18 protein-coding genes are annotated in these 25,373 nt (G+C 52.1%); 11 read left to right on the forward strand and 7 right to left on the reverse strand.

Going from position 1 to position 25,373, the window contains the following annotated elements; genetic code table 11:
- Window positions 1-401 precede the first annotated feature (401 nt).
- The 9 genes from FD744_RS05610 (at window position 402) to fecE (ending at window position 10,174) form a co-directional block, all read left to right on the forward strand.
- Window positions 402-1,055 carry a hypothetical protein gene (locus tag FD744_RS05610; protein WP_237449341.1) on the forward strand — a complete coding sequence of 218 codons (654 nt, stop codon included), beginning with the start codon at window positions 402-404 and terminating at the stop codon, window positions 1,053-1,055.
- Window positions 1,056-1,433: 378 nt separating this feature from the next.
- Complete coding sequence (locus FD744_RS05615; RefSeq protein WP_160867614.1) at window positions 1,434-2,357, forward strand: substrate-binding domain-containing protein; 924 nt, start codon at window positions 1,434-1,436, stop codon at window positions 2,355-2,357.
- Between the two features lie 221 nt (window positions 2,358-2,578).
- Window positions 2,579-3,100, forward strand: coding sequence for a ferric citrate uptake sigma factor FecI (gene fecI, locus FD744_RS05620; protein WP_160867798.1), 522 nt, complete (start codon window positions 2,579-2,581; stop codon window positions 3,098-3,100).
- Between the two features lie 3 nt (window positions 3,101-3,103).
- Window positions 3,104-4,051, forward strand: a complete 948-nt coding sequence (gene fecR / locus FD744_RS05625) for a ferric citrate uptake sigma factor regulator FecR (protein WP_202403409.1) — start codon at window positions 3,104-3,106, stop codon at window positions 4,049-4,051.
- Window positions 4,052-4,148: 97 nt separating this feature from the next.
- A complete protein-coding gene (fecA, locus tag FD744_RS05630) occupies window positions 4,149-6,509 on the forward strand; it encodes a TonB-dependent Fe(3+) dicitrate receptor FecA (protein ID WP_160867615.1) in 2,361 nt (786 codons plus the stop codon).
- A gap of 64 nt (window positions 6,510-6,573) precedes the next feature.
- Complete coding sequence (locus FD744_RS05635) at window positions 6,574-7,461, forward strand: Fe(3+) dicitrate ABC transporter substrate-binding protein (RefSeq protein ID WP_160867616.1); 888 nt, start codon at window positions 6,574-6,576, stop codon at window positions 7,459-7,461.
- Window positions 7,458-8,447 (forward strand): iron-dicitrate ABC transporter permease FecC, encoded by a 990-nt coding sequence (gene fecC, locus FD744_RS05640; RefSeq protein WP_160867617.1) that lies wholly within the window; start codon window positions 7,458-7,460, stop codon window positions 8,445-8,447. Before FD744_RS05635 ends, fecC begins: the two co-directional genes overlap by 4 nt.
- Window positions 8,444-9,400 (forward strand): Fe(3+) dicitrate ABC transporter permease subunit FecD, encoded by a 957-nt coding sequence (gene fecD, locus FD744_RS05645; RefSeq protein ID WP_160867618.1) that lies wholly within the window; start codon window positions 8,444-8,446, stop codon window positions 9,398-9,400. Before fecC ends, fecD begins: the two co-directional genes overlap by 4 nt.
- On the forward strand, window positions 9,401-10,174 hold the full coding sequence (gene fecE / locus FD744_RS05650) for a Fe(3+) dicitrate ABC transporter ATP-binding protein FecE (RefSeq protein WP_160867619.1): 774 nt from the start codon (window positions 9,401-9,403) through the stop codon (window positions 10,172-10,174).
- 1 nt (window position 10,175) lies between these two features.
- Here the strand turns inward: fecE and FD744_RS05655 are convergent, their stop codons facing one another.
- The 7 genes from FD744_RS05655 to FD744_RS05685 all read right to left on the reverse strand — a co-directional run bounded on the left by FD744_RS05655 (window position 10,176) and on the right by FD744_RS05685 (window position 22,136).
- Window positions 10,176-11,414 carry an aromatic amino acid transporter gene (locus FD744_RS05655; RefSeq protein WP_160867620.1) on the reverse strand — a complete coding sequence of 413 codons (1,239 nt, stop codon included), beginning with the start codon at window positions 11,412-11,414 and terminating at the stop codon, window positions 10,176-10,178.
- Window positions 11,415-11,527: 113 nt separating this feature from the next.
- The gene (locus FD744_RS05660; RefSeq protein ID WP_160867621.1) at window positions 11,528-12,316 is read right to left on the reverse strand and encodes a hypothetical protein; all 789 of its coding nucleotides are present in this window, start codon (window positions 12,314-12,316) and stop codon (window positions 11,528-11,530) included.
- A gap of 9 nt (window positions 12,317-12,325) precedes the next feature.
- A complete protein-coding gene (locus FD744_RS05665; RefSeq protein WP_236699759.1) occupies window positions 12,326-12,577 on the reverse strand; it encodes a hypothetical protein in 252 nt (83 codons plus the stop codon).
- A gap of 233 nt (window positions 12,578-12,810) precedes the next feature.
- Complete coding sequence (locus tag FD744_RS05670; RefSeq protein ID WP_160833845.1) at window positions 12,811-13,821, reverse strand: Gfo/Idh/MocA family protein; 1,011 nt, start codon at window positions 13,819-13,821, stop codon at window positions 12,811-12,813.
- A gap of 33 nt (window positions 13,822-13,854) precedes the next feature.
- Window positions 13,855-14,676 (reverse strand): TIM barrel protein, encoded by an 822-nt coding sequence (locus FD744_RS05675; RefSeq protein ID WP_160867622.1) that lies wholly within the window; start codon window positions 14,674-14,676, stop codon window positions 13,855-13,857.
- A 144-nt stretch (window positions 14,677-14,820) separates the two neighbouring features.
- Window positions 14,821-16,266 carry a sugar porter family MFS transporter gene (locus tag FD744_RS05680; RefSeq protein ID WP_160867623.1) on the reverse strand — a complete coding sequence of 482 codons (1,446 nt, stop codon included), beginning with the start codon at window positions 16,264-16,266 and terminating at the stop codon, window positions 14,821-14,823.
- 320 nt (window positions 16,267-16,586) lie between these two features.
- Entirely contained in the window at window positions 16,587-22,136 is a 5,550-nt protein-coding gene (locus FD744_RS05685) for an autotransporter outer membrane beta-barrel domain-containing protein (RefSeq protein ID WP_160867624.1), read from the reverse strand.
- Window positions 22,137-22,716: 580 nt separating this feature from the next.
- On the opposite strand from FD744_RS05685, the gene FD744_RS05690 reads away from it, so the two are divergent.
- Together FD744_RS05690 and FD744_RS05695 are read left to right on the forward strand one after the other, a co-directional pair.
- Window positions 22,717-24,060 carry an MFS transporter gene (locus FD744_RS05690; RefSeq protein WP_160867625.1) on the forward strand — a complete coding sequence of 448 codons (1,344 nt, stop codon included), beginning with the start codon at window positions 22,717-22,719 and terminating at the stop codon, window positions 24,058-24,060.
- 135 nt (window positions 24,061-24,195) lie between these two features.
- Window positions 24,196-25,353, forward strand: a complete 1,158-nt coding sequence (locus FD744_RS05695; RefSeq protein ID WP_160867626.1) for an alpha-hydroxy acid oxidase — start codon at window positions 24,196-24,198, stop codon at window positions 25,351-25,353.
- Window positions 25,354-25,373 lie beyond the last annotated feature (20 nt).

Raw genomic sequence — 25,373 nt, forward strand, 5'->3', positions numbered from 1 at the left:
CCTTTTTGCCGGGCAAGCCTATAACCTCCGCTCGCCACCACCAAAATCAATAAACCCTGCTAATATGTAAACCCACTAAAATGTAGGGCTTCATCACATTTATCTCGCGAATCAGTCCAATTCTTCGTTTAAGCCATATCCAACTAGCAAAACACATAAGTGGATCTAAATTTTCATCTCAAAGTAATTCCATTGTTCATTTTTGTTTATTATATTAGCGATACTTTAACGTGGATAGGTTGAGGTATACCGTGTATTTATCAAGGAAATCAGTTATTAGCAGTGCGATATCTGATGGCGTACTTAATAAGAGAACGCATAGAATCTGCAAAATACTTAATGATATTGATGACAGGATTAGCATTGCACCTGCCACCGGTTTTATAGAGTTTCTCAAAGGCATGGAAATGACCAACGGCGAGTATCGCCGCACTGGCATAGTTAAAGACAGCCGCTCTATTTTCCTCTACAACGAAGGTCTGCTGAATCCTAACAGCACCCTATTCCTCGCGAGAAAAGAACAAGATATTTTGGGCACCATCAGCGTGATAGGCCGCCATGAAAACAACATCCCTTGTGCCACGTTGTTTCGTGAAGAACTTGACGCGTTGCGCCTGGAACAACGCAAAGTGGTTGAGTTAGGCACCCTCTCAGTAAAACACCAATCAGATAGCGACAATTTGGTGTTTATGCTTTATCTCAAGATCATGATTTACACCATATTTGTTGAAAAAGTGGATGATATATTCATTCAAGTTAAGGCAAATGTGGCCTCATTTTATGTGCGTAATTTCTTGTTCAAAAAGGTAGGGAAGAACAAGCTGCATCCGGATTACAGCAATCTTGAAGCCTCCCTACTACGTGTGGACGTGAAAAGCATTCGCGAAAAAATCTATGAGCAGAAGTGTTATGGCTCAAGGGGTTGGCTGCGCATCCTGAACGAACTTGGGTTGTTGAAGCAATATCGGGTTATCTCTCACCAATGCCGGCAGTGCTCTCGATTCACGCCAGATAAACGCGATGCTGAAGTTTATCAATACCTTTGTAATCTTTAACTGCCCCCCGATGAAAGATCTTTAGATGCGCGCGATAAACTGCTGTTTAGCTTCAATAGACGCAGTAGCTTACTGATGCGCATCTTTCAGAGATTTTATTGGATGTTGTAACTTAAGCCCGTAATAGACAAGCGGAGCATTGCCAGAAAAATTTGCACCCGGTAGCATTTTTATTCTCTTTTTAGGATGCTTCGCCCAAATTTTGTGATCCAGATGAAGGAATCAATTTTTAGCGCGTTGACTAATTTCTAACCTCATCTGAAAGTAATGTTAAGCGCTCAGGGTCACAGCGAAAAATATACACAGCACTGTGTGTTGATACGCAATTTATTGCACCCGGGTGCACAAATACCCTATCCACCTTACAGAGATACAAACATGAATATAATCAAAGCAATAATAATCGCCTGTGGTTTACTCAGTGTGTTTGTCGTGCAAGCCAAAACGTATATGGTGGGCGTTGCTCTGGCTAATCTGGATCTTAACTTTGTTTCAATCCTTCGCAGTCAAATGGAAACGCAGTTGAAAGAGAAAGGATTGAATAGCCAGTTTGCCGATGCCAAAGGCGATGTTTCACTGCAAATCCAGCAGGTTGATGATTTTATTAATCAGGGTGCCGACGCGATTATCGTAAACCCGGTAGACACGCAAGGTGTTATGCCTGTAATTGCTGCAGCAAAGAAAGCCAACATCCCTCTGGTTTTCGTCAACCGTAAACCTGAAGTGCCCCTGAGCGGTAAGATGGCTTACGTTGGCTCCGACTCTGCTTTGAGTGGAAAAATGGAGATTGAAGCGCTGGCAAAACGCATGAACAACCAGGGGAACATCGCCATCCTGATGGGTTCACTCTCTACCGAGGAAGCGCGCCAACGCACTAAAGCCGTTGAAGATTATGTCAGCGCTCATCCAGGTCTTAAAGTCATTCAAAAGCAGACCGCTAACTGGCAACGCAATGAAGCCGTCGATAAAACCCTCTCCTGGCTACAGGATGGCAATTCGATCAACGCCATTGTTGCTAACAATGATGAGATGGCAATTGGTGCGATTATGGCACTGGATCAGTTGAAGAAGAGCGATGTGTTAGTGGCTGGCATTGATGGCACACCGGATGGTTTGCAATTCATCAAGAATGGCAAAATGGCGGTGACCATTTTCCAGGATGCGAAAGGCCAGGCCATTGGCGCAGTTAATGTGGCAAGCGATATGCTGACCGGCAAAAAAACCGAAGCCTATAACTGGGTGCCCTATCAGACCGTCACGAAGGAAAATTACCAGGCCTTCAGTGACAAGAATCAAAAGTGAGATGATGGCGGTCGACAGGGCCGCCAGTTACACGGATGATGATGGCCCCCCTTTTTTGGCGTGAAAGCTCCATGTGCCAACGCTGTTCATTCATACCCTGCACGGAATTTCATCCACTTACTGAGTTAGTTTCGCAAGCAAAAAAAGCAGTCCATCGATTGTAATGATAACTATTCGCAGTTAGTATCAGCTCAACTTTACATTTGACACACTTTGACATCATGTTGCCCGCTGCCACTTCCTATGCTGCGCCTTCGCTTGCGACATTCTATGCCGATAATCGCGGCTGGCTGACGCAATGGCTCACCGCAAAGCTGCGATCCGCTTTTGATGCGGATGACGTCACGCAAGATACCTTCTTGCGCGTGATGAGTGGCAACAGCCTCTCCGAAGTGCGCGATGCCAAATCTTTCCTGTGTACCATTGCCAAACGCGTGATGGTCGATCGTTTTCGACGTCATGCGCTGGAAAAAGCTTACCTTGAGATTCTCAGCCAACTGCCGGAAGCGGTAACGCCCTCACCCGAGTTACAACAGAGTCAGCTGGAAACGCTGCAACTCGTGGATCAGATGCTGGATGGACTGGGTAACAAAGCACGTCAGGCATTTCTGCTGTCACAGCTGGATAACCTCACCTACGCCGAAATCGCACAGCAGCTTTCGGTGTCTGTCAGTTCAGTGAAAAAGTATATGGCAAAAGCCACCGAGCACTGTCTGCTGTTTCGCCTTGAGCACGGTTTCTAAATCATGTCATCCCTCACGACTGAACAACGTCAGGCTCTGCGTAACGCCTCACACTGGTATGCCGTGTTAAGCGGCGAACGTGTCAGCCCGCAGCAGGAAGAAAAGTGGCAGCAGTGGGTCGATGCGAATCATGAAAATCAGTGGGCATGGCAGCAAGTGGAAAATCTGCGCCAGCAAATGCAGACCATGCCAGGCAATGTTGCAAGCAAAGCGCTGAATGATTCTCAACTGACCCGACGCCACGTTCTGAAGTGCTTACTGCTCGCTGTGGGTGCTGGCGGGAGCTGGCAACTTTGGCAAAGTGACCTTTCCACTGGCATCCGCGCTGACTATCACACGGCGAAAGGTGAAATTCGCCAGTTCCCGTTAAAAGATGGCAGCATGCTCACGCTGGACACCGCTTCCGCCGCCAATGTGCGTTATGACGATAACGAGCGCCGTATTGAATTGCTGTTTGGCACCCTGGCGCTCACCAGTGGCAAGGATGCGCTGAAGCGCCCGCTTCGTGTTTATACCCCACAAGGACAACTCACTGCGCTGGGTACCGAATTTAGCGTGGAGCAGCAAGATAATCGCACCCTCCTGAGGGTGAACCAACACGCCGTGGCAGTGCGATTGGCGCATCAACCGGATCAGCTCATGACCGTGCAGCAAGGTGAGATGCTGCGTTTCAGCGCTAACGCCTTCGATGCAGTGCAAAAGGTTGACGAAAAACTGCAATGGACACGTGGCCTGTTGAGTGTCAGCGATCGTCCGCTCGGCGAAGTCATCGCGCAACTGGCACGTTACCGCCAGGGCATTTTGCGCTGTGATCCTCAAGTCGCTCAGCTGCGCGTGAGTGGAACTTATCCCCTGGTGCAAAGCGATGTTGCGCTCAATGCTTTGCAACAAACGCTGCCCATTTCCCTGCAACGCGTTACGCGCTATTGGGTCACGGTGAAGACCCGATAATTTTTTTAAAAAAATGTCTCCGGGGATTGTCCCTTTTCTGCCGCTCACACGACTTCTCTCTGAATACAGCAAAACAATGATAATTTTTGGAGACGTTATGACGGTTTCACGTGCCTCTTCACTGCGCGCATTGTCCAAAGCCAGCCCGCTGGTAATGGCTATTCGCCTGAGTTTGTTACCTTTGGCTTGTTTCACACCAGGCATCGCGCAGGCTGCAGCGCCAGCGACCGCGCATTACGCCATTCCTGCGGGTCCTCTTGATGCCGCGTTGAACCAGTTTGCGGCCTCAGCGGGTATTACTCTGTCAATGGATGCTGAGCTGACAAGAGGAAAAAAGAGTCCCGGCTTGCAGGGCGACTTTACGATTAATGAAGCTTTCACTCATCTGCTGCAGGGCAGCGAACTTCAGGCTAACGGTCTTGGTGCGAATCTATGGACCGTCAAACCGCTCAATCGTGCCGCGGGCGAAGCCAGTCTGACTGTAGTCGGTGACTGGTTGGGTGATGCGCGTGAATCCGACGTATTCGAACACGCCGGTGCACGCGATGTGATCCGTCGCGAGGATTTCGCCAAAAATGGTGCAACCAGCATGCGTGGAGTGCTGAACCGCATTCCGGGCGTTAATGCGCCGGAGAATAACGGTACCGGCAGCCACGATCTGGCGATGAACTTTGGTATCCGTGGTCTCAATCCTCGTCTCGCCAGCCGCTCAACCGTGCTGATGGATGGCATACCAGTACCCTTCGCACCTTACGGACAACCGCAACTCTCTCTCGCTCCGGTTTCACTGGGCAATATGGATGCTATTGACGTGGTGCGCGGCGGCGGTGCAGTACGTTACGGGCCACAAAGTGTCGGCGGCGTGGTCAACTTTGTGACGCGTGCCATCCCTGAGCATTTTGGTATCGAAGCCGGCGTTGAAGGCCAGCTCAGCCCCACCTCCTCACAAAATAACCCAAAGGAAACCCATAATCTTCTGGTCGGCGGAACGGCTGACAACGGTTTTGGCAGCGCGCTACTTTATTCGGGCACCCGAGGCAGTGACTGGCGAGAACACAGTGCCACACGTATTGATGATGTGATGTTGAAAAGCCGTTATGCGCCGAATGAAGTCCATACCTTCACCAGCCTGTTGCAATATTACGATGGTGAAGCCGATATGCCGGGCGGCCTATCGCGCGCGGATTATAATGCCGATCGCTGGCAATCCACCCGTCCTTATGACCGCTTCTGGGGGCGTCGTCAGTTAGCCAGCCTGGGCTATCAGTTCCAACCCGATCAACAGCATAAATTCAACATTCTTGGTTTCTACACCCATACCTTGCGCAGCGGCTATCTCGAACAAGGGTCGCGTATCACCCTATCACCGCGTGAGTACTGGGTGCGCGGCATTGAGCCACGTTACAGCCAGAGCTTCAACCTTGGCCCTTCTGCCCATGAAGTCGGCGTCGGCTATCGCTATGTCAGCGAATCCGGTCATGAAATGCGCTATTACACCCCAACCGTGAGTGGTGAATTGCCCTCGACTGCCAGCCCTTACGATCGCGACACGCGTTCCGGTACCGAAGCGCACGCCTGGTATCTTGATGACCGCATTGATATTGGCAACTGGACCATCACGCCAGGGATGCGTTTCGAGCACATCAGCTCCTATCAACGCAATGCCATTCGCGGCACTCAGCAGGACGTCAGTTATAACGCGCCACTGCCTGCATTGAATGTGCTTTATCACCTGACCGACAGCTGGAACCTCTACGCCAACACCGAAGGCTCCTTCGGTACAGTGCAATATAGCCAGATTGGTAAAGCCGTAGAGAGTGGCAGCGTTGAACCTGAGAAAGCACGCACCTGGGAGATCGGTACGCGCTTTGATGACGGCGCGCTGACGGCCGAAATGGGCTTGTTCCTGATTAACTTTAACAATCAGTACGACTCAAATCAGACTGACGATTCTGTGACGGCTCGCGGGAAAACCCGTCATACCGGCCTGGAATCGCAGGTACGTTATGACCTTTCCGCCCTGACGCCTGCGCTGGAAAACGTCTCAGTTTATGCCAGCTACACCTACGTGAATGCCGAAATCCGTGAAAAAGGCGATACCTATGGTAATCAGGTACCGTTCTCACCGCGTCAAAAAGGCACGCTTGGCGTTGACTACAAACCGGGCAACTGGACCTTCAACCTCAACAGTGATTTCCAGTCGAGCCAGTTCGCTGATAACGCCAATACCGTTCATGAGAGTGCTGATGGCAGCACTGGCCGCATTCCCGGCTTTATGCTGTGGGGCGCACGTGCCAATTATGATTTCGGCCCACAAATGGCCAACCTCAATCTGGCCGTTGGCGTGAAAAATATGTTTGATCAGGACTATTTCACTCGATCGTATGATGACAACAACAAAGGCCTGTACGCTGGACAACCGCGCACCTTCTATTTGCAGGGTTCACTCAAGTTCTGATAAGCCATTTACAACCGGACAGCCCTTGGGCTAGCCCGGTTTTTTGCTTTGTGGAGATATCACTATGCAACAGTTATTACGCTGGCTGATGATGGGATGTTTCATCGCATCGGCTTTAAACGCGCACGCTGTCACGGTGCAGGATCAACATGGGACTTTCACCATCGAGAAGGTTCCTCAGCGCATTGTGGTACTGGAGTTATCCTTTGCGGATGCCCTCGCGGCAGTGGCAGTGAGCCCGGTGGGCATCGCTGATGACAATGATCCGCAGCGTCTGCTGCCAGAGGTCCGTCAGCAGCTGCAACCCTGGCAATCCGTCGGTCTGCGCGCGCAGCCAAGTCTGGAAGCCATTAGCGCCTTACATCCTGATCTGATTATTGCCGACAGCAGCCGCCACGCCACGATTTATGCAGCACTGCAGCGCATCGCCCCGGTTTTATTACTGCAATCGAGGAATGAAACTTACGCGGAAAACCTGCAATCTGCCGCAATCATTGGCGATGTGGTTGGTAAAAATACTGAAATGCAGCAGCGTCTGGCATTACATCAGCAACGTATGCATGACGCGGCTGCAAAATTGCCGCCAAATACCTCGGTGCTGTTTGGCACTTCACGTGAAAACCAGTTCACTTTGCACTCCTCAGCCAGTTATACCGGCGGCGTTTTAATGGCGTTAGGAATTCAGGTGCCCCAGTCTGTCAATCACACGCCGATGACCGTGCTCAGCCTGGAGCAGTTGCTGGCGATTAATCCTGATTGGTTACTGGTGGCGCACTATCGCGATGAAAGTATCGTGAAAAAATGGCAGCAAGATCCATTGTGGAGCCTGATGAAGGCTGATCAACAGCAGCATATTCGCTCGGTGGACAGCAATAGCTGGGCGCGCGCACGTGGCTTGTTTGCCGCAGAAAAAATTGCCAGTGACACCGTCACGTTATTGACTGCGCCATGACACAATTTCACCGCTGGTTAATCAGCCTGATGGCATTGGGCACCGCGTTTTGGTTCAGCCTGATAAGTTTTGCCGCACTGCCGATATCCGCGCAGGCGGCCTGGCATGCACTGCTGCCAGGAGACGCGCACAGCGTGGCTGAAGCCCTGGTTTTTAACCTTCGCCTGCCGCGTGCGCTGGTGGCCATCATGCTGGGAGCCAGTCTGGCGTTGGCTGGTGCGCTATTGCAGGTGCTGACCCACAATTCGCTGGCCTCACCGGCTATTCTTGGCATCAATAGTGGTGCGGCCCTGGCGATTGCGCTGACGTCTGCATTTAGCCCGATGGCGTTGCAGGGCTATCCGCTTTCGATTATCGCGGCTACGGGTGGTGGGTTGAGCTGGCTATGCGTCAGTGCAGCAGGCCGAGGCAACAACCAGCGCACCGACCGCCAGCGGCTGATCCTTGCTGGCATTGCCCTTTCTGCGTTTTGCATGGCGTTAACGCGTGTGACGCTGCTGCTGTCAGAAGATCACGCCTTTGGCATTCTTTACTGGCTGGCTGGCGGTATTTCTCATGCACGATGGCAACAAGTCTGGTTACTGCTGCCGTTTGTCGGTTTTCTGACGCCGCTGATTTTATTACAGGCTCGTGCGCTCAATCTGCTCGGCATCGGTGATGAGGCTGCTCATGCGCTGGGGGTGAATTTGTATCGCCTTCGACGACTCCTCAGCGTGGCACTGCTGATACTAGTGGGCGCCTGTGTGAGTGTTGCCGGGCCGTTAGGCTTTATCGGGTTGTTGGTTCCTCATCTGGCGCGGGCGTGGATTGGGCATGATTTACGCATCATGTTGCCGATGTCGATGATCCTCGGCGCGTTGATTTTGTTAATGGCGGATATCGCCGCCCGGTGGTTAGCCTGGCCCGGTGAAATACCCGCTGGCGTGGTGCTGGGATTGATTGGCGCGCCGGGATTTGTCTGGCTGGCGCGGAGACGCCATTCATGAGTGCACGCTTAGTATTCTGTTTACTGTTGGCGGGGATGATAGTCGCCGCGCTGTTCAGTTTGAAACTCGGCGTGCAAGGCATGAGCTGGACGGTGTTTTGGCAATCATGGCATTCCGCTGGCGATGCCCACTATGCCGTGTTCGAATATCGTTTGCCGCGCCTGGTGCTGGCGGTTTTGGTGGGGGCGGCGCTGGCCGTTTCCGGTGTTCTGGTACAGGGCATCATTCGCAATCCCCTGGCTTCACCGGACATTCTCGGCGTCAACCATGCCGCGAGCCTGGCTACGTTGTCAGTACTGCTGCTCTTCCCTGCGCTTCCTGGCTTCTTGCTGCCCCTGTTTGCCTTCGGCGGTGGATGTCTGGCGTTACTGATATTACGCATGCTGGTGAATTTCTCGACACCTTTACGTCTGGCAGTGGTTGGCATCGCGCTGTCTGCTTGTTGGGTAAGTTTGACGGATTACCTGATGTTATCGCGCCCGCAGGATGTCAACATGTCGCTGCTTTGGCTGACTGGCAGCTTGTGGGGACGTGACTGGTCGATGGTTACGCTGGCATTGCCTGTCCCACTGTTGCTGTTGGGCAGCCTGCGTTTTACGCGCGATCTTGATCTGCTGGCCCTCGGCGATGAACGCGCCGCCACCCTTGGCGTTGGTCTGGCGTCCGTTCAGCGTTGGGCTTTAATCATCGCCGTGGCGCTGGCGGCGATCGGCGTGGCGATCTGTGGGCCCATCGGCTTTATCAGCCTGGTGGTTCCTCATGTGATGCGCCATTGGGTTGGCGGACGTCATCGCCACTTACTGCCGCTAGCGGCTGTTGGCGGTGCATTGCTGCTGGTATTCGCTGATTTATTTGCACGCACTATTGCCCCCCCGATGGAACTGCCTGCAGGTGTGATTACAGCACTACTCGGTGCTCCCTGCTTTTTCTGGTTACTGATTAGGATGCGCTAAATGCAACTCTCAACTCACGATCTCTGTATCGGTTATGGCAACAAACGCATCCTTCACCATTTAAATCTTGCGCTACCGGCAGGACAGATTAGCGCGTTGCTCGGTCCCAACGGCTGTGGCAAATCGACGTTGCTGAAAAGTTTTGCTCGCTTACTTACCCCGCAGCAAGGCGAAATACGCATTGAACAGCAAGCTTTAACGTCTCTGACTTCTCGTCAACTGGCACGGCATCTGGCGTTGTTGCCGCAGCAGCATTTGATACCCGAAGGCATCAGCGTTGAAGAGCTGGTGGGATATGGACGGAGTCCGTGGCTGCCCTTCTGGGGCCGCCTGTCAGCCAGCGACAAAATGCAGGTTCAGCATGCGATGGATCGGATGGATATTGGTGACCTGGCGCGTCAACGTGTCACCGCTTTATCAGGAGGCCAACGCCAGCGGGTCTTTCTTGCTATGTTGCTGGCGCAGGATACGCCGCTGGTTTTACTCGATGAACCCACCACCTGGTTAGACGTCAATCATCAGGTTGAGCTGATGAAATTGATGGGTGAACTTAAAGCACAGGGTAAAACCGTGATTACCGTGCTGCATGACCTTAACCAGGCCGGCCGCTATTGCGATCACCTGGTGTTACTGAAGCAGGGGCAGTTGGTGACTCAAGGCACACCGACAGAAGTATTGACGCCGCCAGTCTTACGCGAGGTTTTTCAGGTCGAAGCCAGCGTGGTGGCCGACCCATTATGCGGCGCACCACTCTGTTTATTTCACGATGCTTAAATCAAGCGCCACCGAAGGTGGGCAGCCAGCCCACCCAGCTCAGTAACCAGGCGACGATATTCAGCACACCGAAAATCATCACCAGCACAATCGGAAGCGTGCAACGCGGCATCCCGGCAAATCGCTGTTGTGCTTTCCATGCCAGCATGGCCGGGATAAACACCGCCCAAAGCGTTGCAAACAGTCCTGCGAAGCCAATCGCGGCGACAAAGCCATGTGGCCAGAGTAATGACGCCATCAACGGTGGCAGAAAGGTCAGGCAGGCGGTTTTCAGCCGTGCAGCAGGAGAACTGCCCCAGCCTAAACGATCGGCGATGAAGTCAAACAGACCGGCTGTAACGCCGAGAAAGGACGCAATCACAGCGAAATGCGAAAAGATCGACATCATCAATGCCAGTGCGCTGACGTGCAGATGATTGCTCAGCGCCGCCATTAGCGCGGCGATATCGCCACCCTGCTGCACGATTGCAGGAAATGCCGCGCGCGGCAAATTGCCCATGGTGCTGGTAACCCAGAACAGATAGAGTGCCAGCGACATTAGGGTACCGAGCACCAGCGCTTGAGTGATATGCCGTTTATTGCCGTGGTAATAACTCACCAGCCCGGTGATATTGCCGTGATAACCAAAAGACGCCAGACAAAACGGTAATACGCCCAACGCATAGGGCCAATAGTGCTCTCCCGCTGGGGCGACGCTGAATAACGAAGGCAAGCTAACCTGCGTCAGCAAACCACCAAAGAGCAGGATCAACAGCAGGATTTTCGCCAGTACGCAGAAGGTCATTAAACGACTCACGCCAGTGGTACCGAGCCACACCACGGCGGCAACGCAAAGCGTAAGCGCGATTTTAGCGCCTGCGGTTGAGAGCGGCAGCCCCGCCAGATTGAGCGAGTGCTGATAAACCGGACCGCTGGCGGAGATGTAGGCATAAGTCAGGATGCCCAGCACAAAGAGAATACTGAGACCGTTAAGCGTTGCCCAACCGCGACCCAGTAGATCTTTGGTTAAGGTATCGTAACCGGATCCCTGTGGGTAATGCAGGCTGGTGCGCATAAACAGCAAACCTGATAGCAACATCGCGCCCCACGTCACCAATAACAGCAGCAGCGCCCAACCAAACCATGCACCGGCCATCACAATTGGCAAGGTGAACATACCCGCACCCACCACCGTGCCGCAGATAATCATCGCGCCCCACCAAACAGAGGGTTGGCGACGGCTCAAGGTTAAATCCGTCATTTTGTAAAATCCCTGCAAACATCAAAGGCGGCGATATTACACGGAAAGCGGCGTGAGGGAGAGGCAACGGCAGCAGGTCGTGGTGCGGTGAGTGTCAGCTTAGGGTGACAGCGTCACTCGCTGGTGGCGTGTTCAGACTTGTTGTTGATGAATTCATCGAAACATTGGTAAGTGCTGGTATCAAATAACGAAATGGCCTCTACTTCATTCATTGGTATCACATGCCGGAAATGTTGCAGGTTCAATCCCTTTGAGTCCGCCGTAATCCCCTTCTTCAGATAGAGTTCGTAATAACGATGTTGTTCGTGATAATACAACGTGTCCTTATCCCGGTAGCCACTGATACAAGGGATGATAGACAGGTGCTGGGTGAGACTGTGCTCTATACGAGGTGCGGCGACATAACCAATGTAGACCTTGCGTGATTTAAGCGTAACGAAAATCAACATGTCCTCATCAATAGCCTGAACCAGCAGGGATTCAATCGCATCCAGGGCTGCCATTTCACGATAGGCGGCCTGACGGACGCGTTCGTCACGCAATGATTTTTGTGCGGCATCACCTGCCCTCCAGGCGATAAAACACCCTGCACACAAAGAGAGAATGAAAAACAGTGGATATGAGAGAGCCGTTTTGTTCGTTAACCACGAATAGAAGTCTTTGATGCCATAGGTGGACACAAACAGATGGGGGATTGAAATAATGAGACTAACAATGAGTAAAAACAGGTAGATGAACAGAACCAGGCAAAATCCCTGAATGACAAACTTGCAACCATGCATGGCAACATAAAAGTACGATGTCCAGCCATTAGTTCTGGCCTGGCGTATGCGTGATTGATAATGATTTTCTGTAAACCAAAAGCCACAGACCAATACCACCATAATCACCAAGGGACCCATCGTTAATCCTTAACGTTTCGCGGCCAATTCCTTCATGCGAGCCTGCATGGAATCGCGGACCTGAGGATTACTCATATTTAACCAGGCATTACCGTTCGCATCAGTGATAATTTTGCTGTCATTTGACTGCTCAATATCCTGCTGGTTGATTGATTGCATCAATCGCCCCGGCATGCTGAGAAAACGCTCCAGAAATTTTGGCATATGATCTCCTGACTTCACGAAGTTTAAACCGTCAACGGGCATCAACCGTTTCAACATGATGCCTCCTCAAAGTAAAAACTCAACCTTTCCTGAAATTTCGACATTTAAATGTGGGCAACATTCAATTCAAGTCTGAAAAAGTAGCCCTTTTAGAAGGCGAAACAAGCCATCTCGCTTTAAATGAACTGAATATTTATACAGCACTTAGCGGTAAATCTCCAACGATAAATCAAGCACACTTTCTGACGCTGGCTACTGACACGGGCGCACCTGGTGCGCCCGTGTTTCCGTCATTGATAAAACGCAGGGCGTGGTGGCATGGTAATCGGCACAATCTCACCGTTGTTCTGCGCGGCAACACAAGCATCGGCAGCAACCGCCGCAGCATAGCCATCCCAGGCCGATGGGCCCGTCATGTTGTCAGACAACACATTGTTAATGAAATCCTGCAATTCCACATCATAGGCATCGATGAAGCGCTTTTTCCAGTCGGTCAGAATTCCCGTGGAGAGTTTAGCCGCGCTTCGCGTCTGAACGGACATCGGCTCAGGTAAGCTCGCAATCCCGGTCTCACCCACCACTTCACACTGGATATCATAGCCATAGGCACAGTTGACGAAAATTTCGACGTCAATACGCACACCTTTCGCCGTTTCCAGCAGCACTATCTGTGGGTCTTTCAGATGCGATGAGGCTTTACGGGTTTTACGCGGATAAATCACCTGAGCACTGACGTAATCGTCTTTCAGCAACCAGCGCAGAACATCCAGTTCATGGATCAGCGTATCGGTAATCGCCATGTCCGTGGTGTAGGCATCGCCGACTTCCGGGTTACGGTGTGCGCAGTGCAGCATCAAGGGTTCGCCAATGTCTCCGCTATCAATAACGCTTTTCAATGCACGATAGCCGCTATCGTACGGGCGCATGAAGCCAACCTGCACGCGCTTTTTACCACTCGCGATCTCCGCCTCCACAATGTTCATACAACCCTGCGCCGTCACCGCCAGCGGCTTTTCACAAAATACCGCTTTCCCGGCTTTAATCGCTGCCAGCACAAATTCTTCATGTGTCGGGCCCCATGATGTCACCAGAACCGCCTGTACATCGGGAGCATTAATCAGGTCATGTGCATTGTCATAGATCTCGGCTTTGAGCGCGAGATCGGTCAGGATCTGCTCGCAGTTAGCACGGTTGATGTCATTCAGTGCAACCACGCGAGCGTTTTGCAGCACCTGACTGCAACGACGAATGTGTTCGCGCCCGATTGCGCCAGTGCCAATTACACCAATATTCAGCGTCATGGTTTGTTCCTTCGTTCTTCTGTACGAGTAAAATTAATGGTTCAGATAATCAATGCTGGTACGAATCTCACGCGCGATATCCGCTTCGCTCCACGCTTCCATCACTGACGAGAAAGGTTCAAACGCGTAAGTGCCGGTGTAACCTCTCTCCTCCAGGCGCTGGACTTGTCGTTTCGATTGCAACATGTCATCAGCGCTGAGCATGATGCGTTCTTCATCAGTCAATTCTGCAGTTGGACGTGTATCCGTCACGCCAGACAGGTGAACCAATCCGATGCGGTTAACGTCAACGCCACCAGCGAAATCCTGTTCTGCGCCTTCATACAAATGATGATGGAAGGTATCGAGCACGATCTTGAATGGCACATCTGCCTGTTTGATCAACTGTTGTGCCAGTGCCGCCGAACGCAGAGAACTCTGTGGAAAGCCCAGGGGTTCCACCAGCCCTTCAATGCCGTATTCGGCGAACAGCGGCGCGAGCGTTTTTAAAGCGGCAACCGTTTGTTCACTGGAGACCACCGTTCCGTCATTGAGTGGGCACAGCACCAGCGCTTTCGCCCCGGTCTCACGTGCGTCCTTTAATAAACCCCGTGTTTTTTCCAATATCTCAGCGGATAACTGGTTAAACGGATACACCGCGTTGATTGTTTCGATGGTCAGCGCATGTTGATTTGCCAATTCACGAATTTTCTCGCCCCCTAAACCATCCGTGACACTTCCGCTCTTCATATCATTACGAATCTCGACCTTATTTACCCCTAAATCTTTCACCAGGGTGAAAAACTGATTAACAGTTAAGTTCGGCGCAATTTTTCGATTAATACAAAAACGGTCACGGCTTATTTTCTGGCTCATGTTATTTCCTGAAATGATTATCAGCGCATTGTGTTTTGGTTATTCTGTTTTGCTGCAGTGTTTAGCGTGTTTTGATAGTAATTTATCTTCTGGATTTATACTGCGTCATCGTTGAGTGATTTACATCAAGCTCGCGAATCCATCCTAAGGCTTGCCGTCATACAGCGCGAAGAAGTAATGCTCGACCTGTTCCAGACTGCGCCCTCGCGTTTCCGGAATGGCGCGCAGCACAAACATCGAGCCACCAATACCGATGATCGCGAAGGTGAGGAATGCGCCTGCAAGACCAAAAGCAGCCAGCAATATCGGAAATGCCATTGAAATAGCAAAGTTGGCCATCCACAGTGCGAACACCGCGCCGCCCATGCAGATCCCACGCATGCGCGCCGGGAAGATCTCCGAAAGCAGCAGCCAGGTCACCGGGGAAAGTGCGCCTTGCTGGAAACACAGGAACATCAGCATGCCAGTCAATACCAGATAGGCACGCAGCAGATTGACCTCTCCGCCTGCCAGATATTCCGGCATGAAGAAGCACACGGCGGCAATAAAGAACAGGCAAGCCGTACAGCCCATCTGTCCCACCAGCACCAGCGGTCGACGACCGATTTTGCCTATCATCCAAATCCCGACCAGGGTCATCAACACGGAAATGACGCCGTTGGCAATGGTGGCAAACAGCGCGGCATCGTTGCTCAGCCCCGTTGCTGTCAGCATGGTCGGAGCGTAGTACATAATGGTGTTCACGCCGGTCAACTGCTGGATGGCAGCGATACCAATACCTAACAGAAACACCTTACGTAGCCAGGGCGTACGCAGATCGCGCAGCCGACCTTTACCTTTCTGCCGGTTTTCTTCAATGGTCTCTTCAATCTCTTCTAACTCCCACTCAACATCCTCTGCTGCACGGGTCTTCTCCAACACATGCCTGGCTTCGCGGATATTGCCTCGCATCACAAGCCAGCGCGGGCTTTCTGGCATAAAAATCATGCCCAGCCACAACAGCACGGCGGGAACAGTCGAGAGTGCCAGCATCCAGCGCCAGGTATGTTCACCGCCCCAGATTTCATTGAAGGTTGCATTCGAGACATACGCCAGCAGTTGACCCGATACAATCATCAACTCCTGTAAGGTCACCAGTTGGCCGCGTTTATTGGCTGGCGCGATTTCAGCGATATACACCGGCACAGTCGCCGCAGCACCGCCCACGGCAATGCCGAGGAAAAGTCGTGACATAATCATCGACACAACATCCGGCGCAAAGGCTGAACCGACTGCGCCAAGGGCAAAAATAAACGCCAGAGTGATGATGATTTTGCGCCGGCCCATGGCATCGGCGAAATGTCCGGCCAGTAAAGCGCCGAATGCGGCTCCAAACAGTAATGAGCTGGTCACCAGACCCGTGGTGAAGGGCGTTAATTGCAGGTCACTGCGCATAAATAACAGCGCACCCGATACCACCCCAGTATCGTAGCCAAATAATAATCCGCCGAGCGTTGCCACCAGCGCAATAATCTTCACAAAAGGCTCAGTTCGCGTCACGCTATTCGGGCCTGACGCGGTATTGGTCGAGATATACAGTTCTTTTTCCATAACCTCTCCTGGTAAAAACGCATTTGGAAATACAGCAGAACAAAACAGAAAATGACGCTATCGGTATTTTTATTTCATGTTAATTTTTATTTGAAATTCATTTTCCGAAATGTGATATCAAGCATTCTGGCTGATTTATTTTGATGGTTAAACATCAAAAGGGAGCGTTAATTTAAAGAGTAAGAGGCGAAGATGGATTCGAATAACCCTGGATTGAGGTGGGCAATGTTTATTAATAGCGGCGTGTATGTATTTAAACATTCGAGAGAGGAAATAAGAAAAACCTTACGCCAATGGATATTGGCGTAAGGTAAACGCGATCAGAATTGCCAGCGAACCCCGCCGTTATAGCGCCAGCCTTTTGTACCGTTACCATCAATTTCCTGACGATAGTCGGCCTCGGCATACAATGAGAGATTCCCTTTTAGCGCGGCCGTACCACCGATGCCCACATCCCACATCTGTCCGAACTTCCCGCTGTCGAAACTGACACTGTCCGCGCCGCCGTTAATGCCCGCTCGCGTAGTGGCCGCCCCTCCCCAACCACGCGTGTAGCTGGTGCGCAGATAAGGCGTATATTGCTGGCCGGCTGTATCTTGCCAGGTGCGTTCCAAACGCGCGCCCACGCGGCCAATGGTTTGATCGTAATTGCCCCAACTGACGCGTGTGTTATCCCGATCCACCAGATCATCCATGTTAAGTTGCAAGTACATTAACTGCGCCTGCGGTTCGAGACGTACGCCATTGCCCAACTGCCACGGATAGCCGGTTTCCAGTGAAGCGCCCCAGCCATTGCCTTTCAGTTTGCCCACCTCTTTTTGCCGCGCAATATCGGTATCGCCACGATGCCAGTCGAATGACAGTGCCCCATCAACATAGAAGCCACTGTCACGCAGCCAGGTGCCGTACAGCGACAAGGTATCGCTATCGAAAGTGGTCGAGCTGTAACCGTCCGCTGCATCAGGACGAATACGGGCATTTCCGCGCGTATAGGCGACCCCGGCTCGCAAACTGTCGCTGGCGCCTTGAAGATGAATCAGATTGCCGCCCAGTTGCACTGCGCTGTAATCAAGATCGAAATCGTAGCCGTTTTGACTCAGGCTGCGATCCGTCTTGTAGGTGAGATTGGAACCCAGATAACGGATAAACATCTCACCGCCGTTGCCCGCGCTGCTGCCTGAATCCTGACGTAGCTCTCCCAGTCGCTTATGAAGATCGTCCATCACCGCCATGTTGTAGTAGGCCAGCCCGACCGGCGCAGAAATATAAGATGGCATCTGAGGCGTAAGTTGTGGACGCACCGCATTACCTGCTGCATCGCTGACAAAGTTACTCGCGAGACGAAAATCCTGACCGGTTCCGTTTGAACTGTTGTAGAGGCCATATTGATAAGGACCCGCGGCGACATAGCCCTTTTCCAGCGCGAAGCTGTTAGCACTGGCATTGCCGGTTACCTGCGCCAGTGCAATGCCCTGTTCAGGCGTCATCACCGCCAGACGGTTCCCCGTCGGGTTGACATCCAGCAGAGTGGTGCCGCTGGTATTGCCATTCACACGCACACTGTCACTGACGCCTGTATCAATTTGCGTATTGAGCTTCACGCGTCCGCCAGCTGAGTTGAGATCGCCATCGATGGTTAGCGTGTTGCCGGGAACACCATTGCCATTAGTCAGATCCAGCGTACCGGCATTATTCACTACCAGCGAACCGTCGGTGGCGCCACTCAGCAGTGGATTGACGCCGTTGCCCGCATACAACGTTGAACCTTCACCGATATTAATGGTGCTGTGCGCCAGTTTCAGATTATCGGTCAACGTCCATTGGGTGTTATTGAAGTTAATAGTGCTCCAGCCACCGCCAAGGTTGGTGCCTTTGCTCAGGTCATCGGCGCTAAATGACCCGCCGCGCGCATTGATGTCATTAAAATAGAGCGTGCTGCCTGCGCCATTCTGCGTGGTGATGTGCCGGGTATTAGCCAGATCAACCTTCTCCACCAGCGCCTGGTTAGTGCCGCTCCCCATTGTCACGCTGCCATTAAGCGTGCCGCCGGACACCTGCACGATGTCGTTACCGGCCCCCGTATTCACATCCCCCACCACGCTGCCTGACATCAGTGCAATGCGGTCGTTGGTCGCGCCGCCCGCCACCACCTCAATATCCGGGAAGGTGGCGCTGATTTGCCCCTGGTTGATAAACAGTGTTTGCCCTCCGCGCAGATCAATCACCGGTGAGACTTTACTGTTTGAGACGATACTGCCCCGGTTAATCACTTCACTGGCGGTGTCAGTGACAATCGCCGATCCGCCACTAAAGTCATACACACCGATAAAGCCTTCGTTGATCACTCTGCCGGTCGTATTAGCGCGTACGCCGGTAGTATTGGCACCCGAAAGGAAAATGGTGTAATTGGGACCGAGGGTCAAATCGTTGTGGGTGACAGAACCATCTTCATTAGCAAACAGATAGCCGATGCCGGGCGCGTTGGTCAGGCTGTTGCTGCTGACGTTGATATAAACATGGTCGTCATAGCCGAACGACGTTGCCGAGCGAATGCCATTACCGCCATTGACGTCCAGTCGCACATAATTCAGTGCAATATTGCTGGTTTCAGCGCGGTTATTGATAAGATTGCGGGCACCACTCAATTCCACATGATCGGCGATAAATCCTCCGGCACCGTTATCAATCAACACCGTGTCTGCGTCACCGCTGGACCAGATATTGCTGCTGTAACTGTTGTACTGTTCGCCTTGCCCATCACCAATAATGTTAAGCGAACCGCCATTGCCAACACGAATGGCAGCGGTCCCTTCGGAATAGATCTGTCCACTGTTTTGCCGATAAGTTGACGCTCCTGATGAGGCATCCAAAGCCACACCTTTATAAGCGGAAATCGAACCACTGTTGATCAGAAGGCCGCCATCCGCCAGTGCAACCGCGCGGCTGTTATTGCCATTGACGGTGACGGTACCCTGGTTATTGATATAGCCGCCGTCACCTGCACTCAGTAACGAGATGTTCTCCGCATCCGTCGTCAAATTGGAGCTGTTGCTAATGCTGCTAAAGCCTTCAAGCGCCTGATAACCGATTTGATTGGCAGCATGGAATGCAATTTGACTGCCTTCACCAATCACTACCGTTCCACCATTGCCCGCCTGTGCGCCCACCGCATGTTCACCGTACAGATTGATGGTGCCATTTTGGTAGAAATAAGCTGCGTCCCCAAAAGCTACGCCGCCCACGGAAGGCTGTGTCGCGCTGGCATTGCCGGCGGAGACATTGATCGTGCCGTTGTTGGTCGCACGAGCGCCAACCGAATAGGTATAACCCTCGGAGTAAAGCCCGCTACTGCCATTCGTGATCGACACAGTGCCATTGTTGGTGGCATTCCCGCCGAGCGAGCCAATCCCCACCGTGTTGCTGCCTTCCAGTGCGATATCACCGTTATTGATCAGCTGCCCAGAGCTACTGGCAATAAAACCAATCTGCCGATCCTGCGAGCCATGGATATTGGCATTGTTAGTCAGCAGCGTGTTGGTGTAAGGCAGCGTTGTGGAGTTGGTAATATTGCCATTGAGGTCGGTACGATTGCCTTGTACCTGTGCCACGATGCTATGTATGCCATTCATATTGACGGTGGTTGCAGCGTCAATCGTGCCCTGCGCAGCACCCTCAATACGCAACCCGATGCCATTTTCGCCGAGATTAAAGATGGCATTGCCAGTGCTGACCGTGGTGTTATCACCACTGCCCAGGACGGCGGTGGAAAGGTTGCCGTTTGAAGTTAACGTCATGCCACTGCCATCAAAGCTCGCGCCATCCTGCACACGAAAGATGGATGCGTTATCTCCCGTTACGCCGTAGTGGCCATTCTCGGGCAGTAAAATTTTTGCGTTCGGCCCCATAGCGAGAAAGGTGATTTGATCGGCACCGCTATTACCCGTGGGTAGAGCCGCCTGCGACACATTCACCGTGGCATTGCCTTCCGCGCGTATCCCAATCGCGCCAACTCCGTTTAAGGTGATCGGTCCGCTGATCTCCGCCGAAGCGACGCCGCTATCGATACCGTTCACCCATACTGCGGTGTTACGTATTCCTTCCGTGACATTTGCATTGCCAGCAATATTGATTTGTCCATCAGACCAGGCGTGCGCAAAACCACCGTCATTCGCCGTCACCAACAGGCCGGTACCGTTATCGCCATTCAGGTTAATCACTCCGGCATTGCCCACCTGACCGCCGCTGCCAGAGTCCATCACCGCCAGTCCAGTGCCGCGACCATTGACATCAATGACGCCATTATTCAGGGTGACGGCATCCGCGCCGCCCGTCACGCTCATCGCCGCGCCGCTTTGTACGCCCGAACCCATGATGATGTGGCCGTTGTTGACTGCGCTGTTGCTACCCAACTGAAGGATACCGGTGGCGCTATCCAGCATAATGTCAGACGTTGCATCACCGGGATGATTTTGCGGCGTACGACCAAGATAGATTGTGCCGTTGTTAGTAAAGGTGCTCGCATCGCCGCTCAGCGTCACCGCTATTGCACTGCCGTTGTCGTCGACCAGATTGATGGTGCCGTTATTCACCCCTTCGCTGTTATCCAGCACAACGGCTGATCCCGCGCTGTTGATAATGCCGTTGTTGATAAAGTGACTATCACTGGCATTTACCGCTAATCCGTTAATGCCGAGCGTGCTGTTATCAATGCCACTCCCATCGGCGTTATTAAAGAAACCGCTATTAATCACACCGTTATTGATGCCGCTGCTGCCATTGGTTAATACCAGAGCATCATTATCGGTGATTCCGCTGCCGGTACTGGCGAGCTTGCCGTTTATGGTTGCGGTAGCGCCATTGTCTGCACGCATGGCCCCGCCATTGGCATTCGCGACCTCAAGGGTTTTTCCTGCCTCAATAGTGGCACGCGCATTGGCACCGTCAGCGCTGAGTACCACGCGCTCGCCTATTGGCAGGAAAGCTTCATCGTCATCCGGGGTATTCACTCCCCACACCACCTGCCCGCTGCTGAGCGTCACTGCTTTATTAAATTCGTTGTTGTAGTCAGCGGAACTGATTTGGCCATTCTGCAGTTGCTCAATCAGCCAGTCGTTGTAATTTTGCAGATCGGTCAATGACGTCACGTTGAAGTCGGTGGTGTCGCCATAGAGGCTGGTCACACTGAATGCGCCATTATACGCCACCAGATTGTCCACATTCAGACCCCACCGAGACACGGCAGGAATCTGCGTCGCGGTGAATGTGATACGGTTATCCGAATCCCAGTTCATGTTGCCTTTGTTGCTGGCAGTGAATAAGCGGCTCTGCTTTGCCGCCATCTCCCAACCATTTGCCACCGTGCTGGCTCCCTCAGTGCCTAGTTGCACGTTGATAGTGCCATTACTCACTGAGGCAACACGCGCATCAATGTACTGCTGATTCTTCACCTCTTCGAAATCGGTGACCAGGGTGCTGCTATCGACCGGAGCGAGATTGCTTAACGCGGCAGTGTTGTAAGTCTGGAAATTGCTGTAAGAGCGGTGATCTTCATTAGGCACGGAGATCGTGAAATCCTGCGCCCCCAGACTCAACCTCTCTTTACCCAATAAGTTGTTATCTGTCACCAACCGGCCTTGATCCTGTAACTCGCCAATGGAGACCTGCAATTCGCCACTTTTACCCGGCGTAAATTGCGGCAACCCCGTTAGCGATTGTGTGCTGCCGTTGCACACGCAAAACACCCCCACTTTGTTGTCATTTTTCGCAGGGTCAAAGGGTTGAATAACGGCGGCATTGGTTTGCATCGCAGGAATCATAATGCCTTGTGCAGCCAGCAAACTGATAACCAGCGGTTTTAATTTAAATAACATCCTTTCCTCCAGAGAGAAAATAATATTTTTCGCGCGGCAAAAACTAATACCGTGCATGACGATTGGTTTAATAAACGTGAGAACAAGAATGGAGAGCGCATTATGTCGAGTTATCTCATCATTTCGTAAAGAAAACGTCTAGCTGGAGTTAAGGTGAACAGGCAGGTTTAAGTCAAATTAAGAATTAACCCTTGAAAATCAGCAGGTAACACGCAATAACTTAATGACTTCATCTTCATTTATATCAATGCATTAGTTTAAATTTAAAGTCCATTCATTACTGGGTTTATTGAGGTTTATATATTCTCATTATCGATGTTCGCAGATAACAGAAAAAACGGCTTCCCAGTGAAATAGATCCATTCTATTTTGAATGTTAATGTTATGAAGATTAATAAGCGCAGCGCTGTAGCGGGTCGGAAATAATTGACTCAAAATTGATATGCTGTCGATTATCGAATGCAGGAATCAAAGCGAGGATGTAAATTCGCGCCATCGTAAATTTGTGATCGTTCGCGCAACAAACCAACAAACATCCTTGTATGGTAGTCTAAAATTATAAACCTGCAGGATTTTGACTATGGCATCTTCCACTTTTACTCAGACCCAAACGGCACAGGGAAATCACACCTCACTCATTCGTCGTGTCGCCAGTGCTTCGGCGATTGGCACCGCGGCGGAATATTATGATTTCTTTGCCTATGGCACGGCTGCAGTGCTGTTTTTTGGCCACCTGTTCTTCCCCAGCCACGACCCTTTGATCAGCACCCTCGCCGCATTTGCGACTTATGCGGTTGGCTTCCTCGCCCGGCCGATTGGTGGCATTGTTTTTGGTCATATTGGTGACAAAGTGGGACGTAAAAAAGCGCTGGTGGCCACCATCCTGATAGTGGGTCTCGGTACTTTTTGTATTGGCTTGCTGCCAACCTATGAAAAGATCGGCATCTGGGCACCGGTGTTGTTGATCGCTATTCGCCTGCTGCAAGGTTTTGGCGTGGGCGGCGAACAAGCTGGCGCGGTCCTGATGACCGCAGAATATTCGCAAGCATCACGTCGTGGTTTTTTTGCCAGCTGGGTACAAATCGGTGCGCCGGTTGGGTTCCTGCTGCCGCTGGCACTGTTCGCAATTCTTAATGCCTCCCTGAGCGCGGAACAAATGATGGATTGGGGTTGGCGCGTGCCCTTCTTACTGAGCGCACTGCTGGTGATCGTAGGTTTGTTTATTCGTTTACGCATCGACGAATCACCGGTGTTCGCCGCCATTCGCGAAACCAAGGCCGCCGAATCACGTCCGTTGAAAGAAGTGATTCGCGGTAATCCAAAACTAGTGATCAACGGTGTGGCGGCAAAATTAATCGAAGCCTGCGCCTTTGCCCTCTTCACGGTGATCATTCTGGCATGGGGCAAAGCCAACAATCTCGACGCCGGCATACTGATGAACAGCATGATTGTAGCGGTGATTCTCGAGGTGTTTGCCATTCCGCTGATGGGGGCGTTATCCGATAAGATCGGTCGCAAACCGGTATACATGATGGGTGCACTGCTGATTGTGATTTCCATCGTGCCGTTCTTTTATGCCCTGTCCCAAAACAGCTACTGGCTAACGCAAATTGCGATGATTGTCGCGCTGACACTGGGCCACAGTATGTGCTACGCCCCACAGGCTTCCTGGTTCCCGGAACTGTTCCCGACGCATATTCGCTGCAGCGGCATTGCAGTGATTTGGCAGGTGGGATCGTTAATTGGCAGTGGCGTGCTTGGCTTAGTCGCGGTGAAAATCCTGCAGGCCACCGATGGGCACTGGTATGGTCTGGCGCTGTATGTTGCGGTACTGGGGGTGATTTCCGTTGTAGGCCTGCTGCGATTGCCTGAAACGGCTCCAGGCCGACGTGATGGCGAATATCATACCTGGGAACAACATTAATTAACGATGGGCGCACTAAGGTGCGCCCATATGTTTTATTCAGATATGCAATGCCATTTAAAGCATTTGCCAGATCCCCTTCTTGCAATAGCATGACTTTTCTCTTCTTTATCCTCACAGCTGAATCGCTAGCCCATGCGCAAACTGTATCAACGTTGCCTCTCGTTAAATGATTTCGAGAAATATGCCCAAAAGCGTCTGCCCCATCCGCTGTTCGCTTATGTGTCCGGTGGTGTTGAGGACAACATTGCGCTCCATCACACTCAGCAATCCTATGCTCATTACGGCCTGATACCTGAAAACATGGTCGATGTGTCGCAACGTAATACTGAGGTAGATCTGTTTGGGCATCGCTATGCGGCGCCTGTGGGTATTGCGCCGATGGGCATCTCTGCCATCACCGGTTTTCAGGGCGATATTGCTTTAGCGCGGGCAGCGGCGAGCAAGAACGTGCCCTTTATCATGAGCGGTTCCTCGTTGATTCCACTGGAGGACGTGGCTGCGGCTAATCCGGCGATGTGGTTCCAGGCCTATTTGCCAAAGACGCTGGAAGAGATTGATGCGTTGGTGGATCGCGTCAAGCGTGCGCGCATATCCGTACTGGTCGTGACGGTGGATACGCCGGTCAAAGCTAACCGGGAAAACAACGTGCGCGCCGGATTTTCCACGCCATTCCGCCCCAGTCTGGCCTTGGCGTGGCAAGGTGTCACTCATCCCCGCTGGCTTTACGGCACGCTGTTGAAAACCTTACTGACCTCGGGCATACCTTATTTTGAGAACAACAACGCAGTGCGTGGCGCACCGCTGTTTTCCAAAAATGCCGTGCGTGACTTCAGTGGGCGCAGCCATCTCACCTGGCAGCATATCGAACATATTCGTCAGCGCTGGACGGGCGCGATGGTTATTAAAGGCATTCTGAGTCGAAATGATGCATTGCGCTGTAGATCCATTGGCATCGACGGCATTGTGGTCTCGAATCACGGCGGTCGTCAGTTGGATACGGTGATCCCGCCGATTTGTGTCCTGCCCGAGATTGTCACCGCTGCGGGAAATATGACGGTGATGATGGACAGCGGCATCCGACGTGGCACCGACGCCATCAAAGCATTGGCGCTGGGGGCAAGGGCCTGCTTTGTTGGCAGGCCTTTTAACTATGCAAGTGCAGTAGGCGGAACATCGGGGGTTGAGTGGGCCATTGACCTTATCACTAATGAAGTCAGTCGCGATCTGGGCATGCTGGGTGCACCCTCGCTCGCTGACCTCAGTGAAAAGCATTTACGCCTGATAAAGTGACAGTGTCATGCCATGTAGCT

The organism is Pantoea sp. Taur, assembly GCF_009830025.1.
GTDB lineage: Bacteria > Pseudomonadota > Gammaproteobacteria > Enterobacterales > Enterobacteriaceae > Pantoea > Pantoea communis.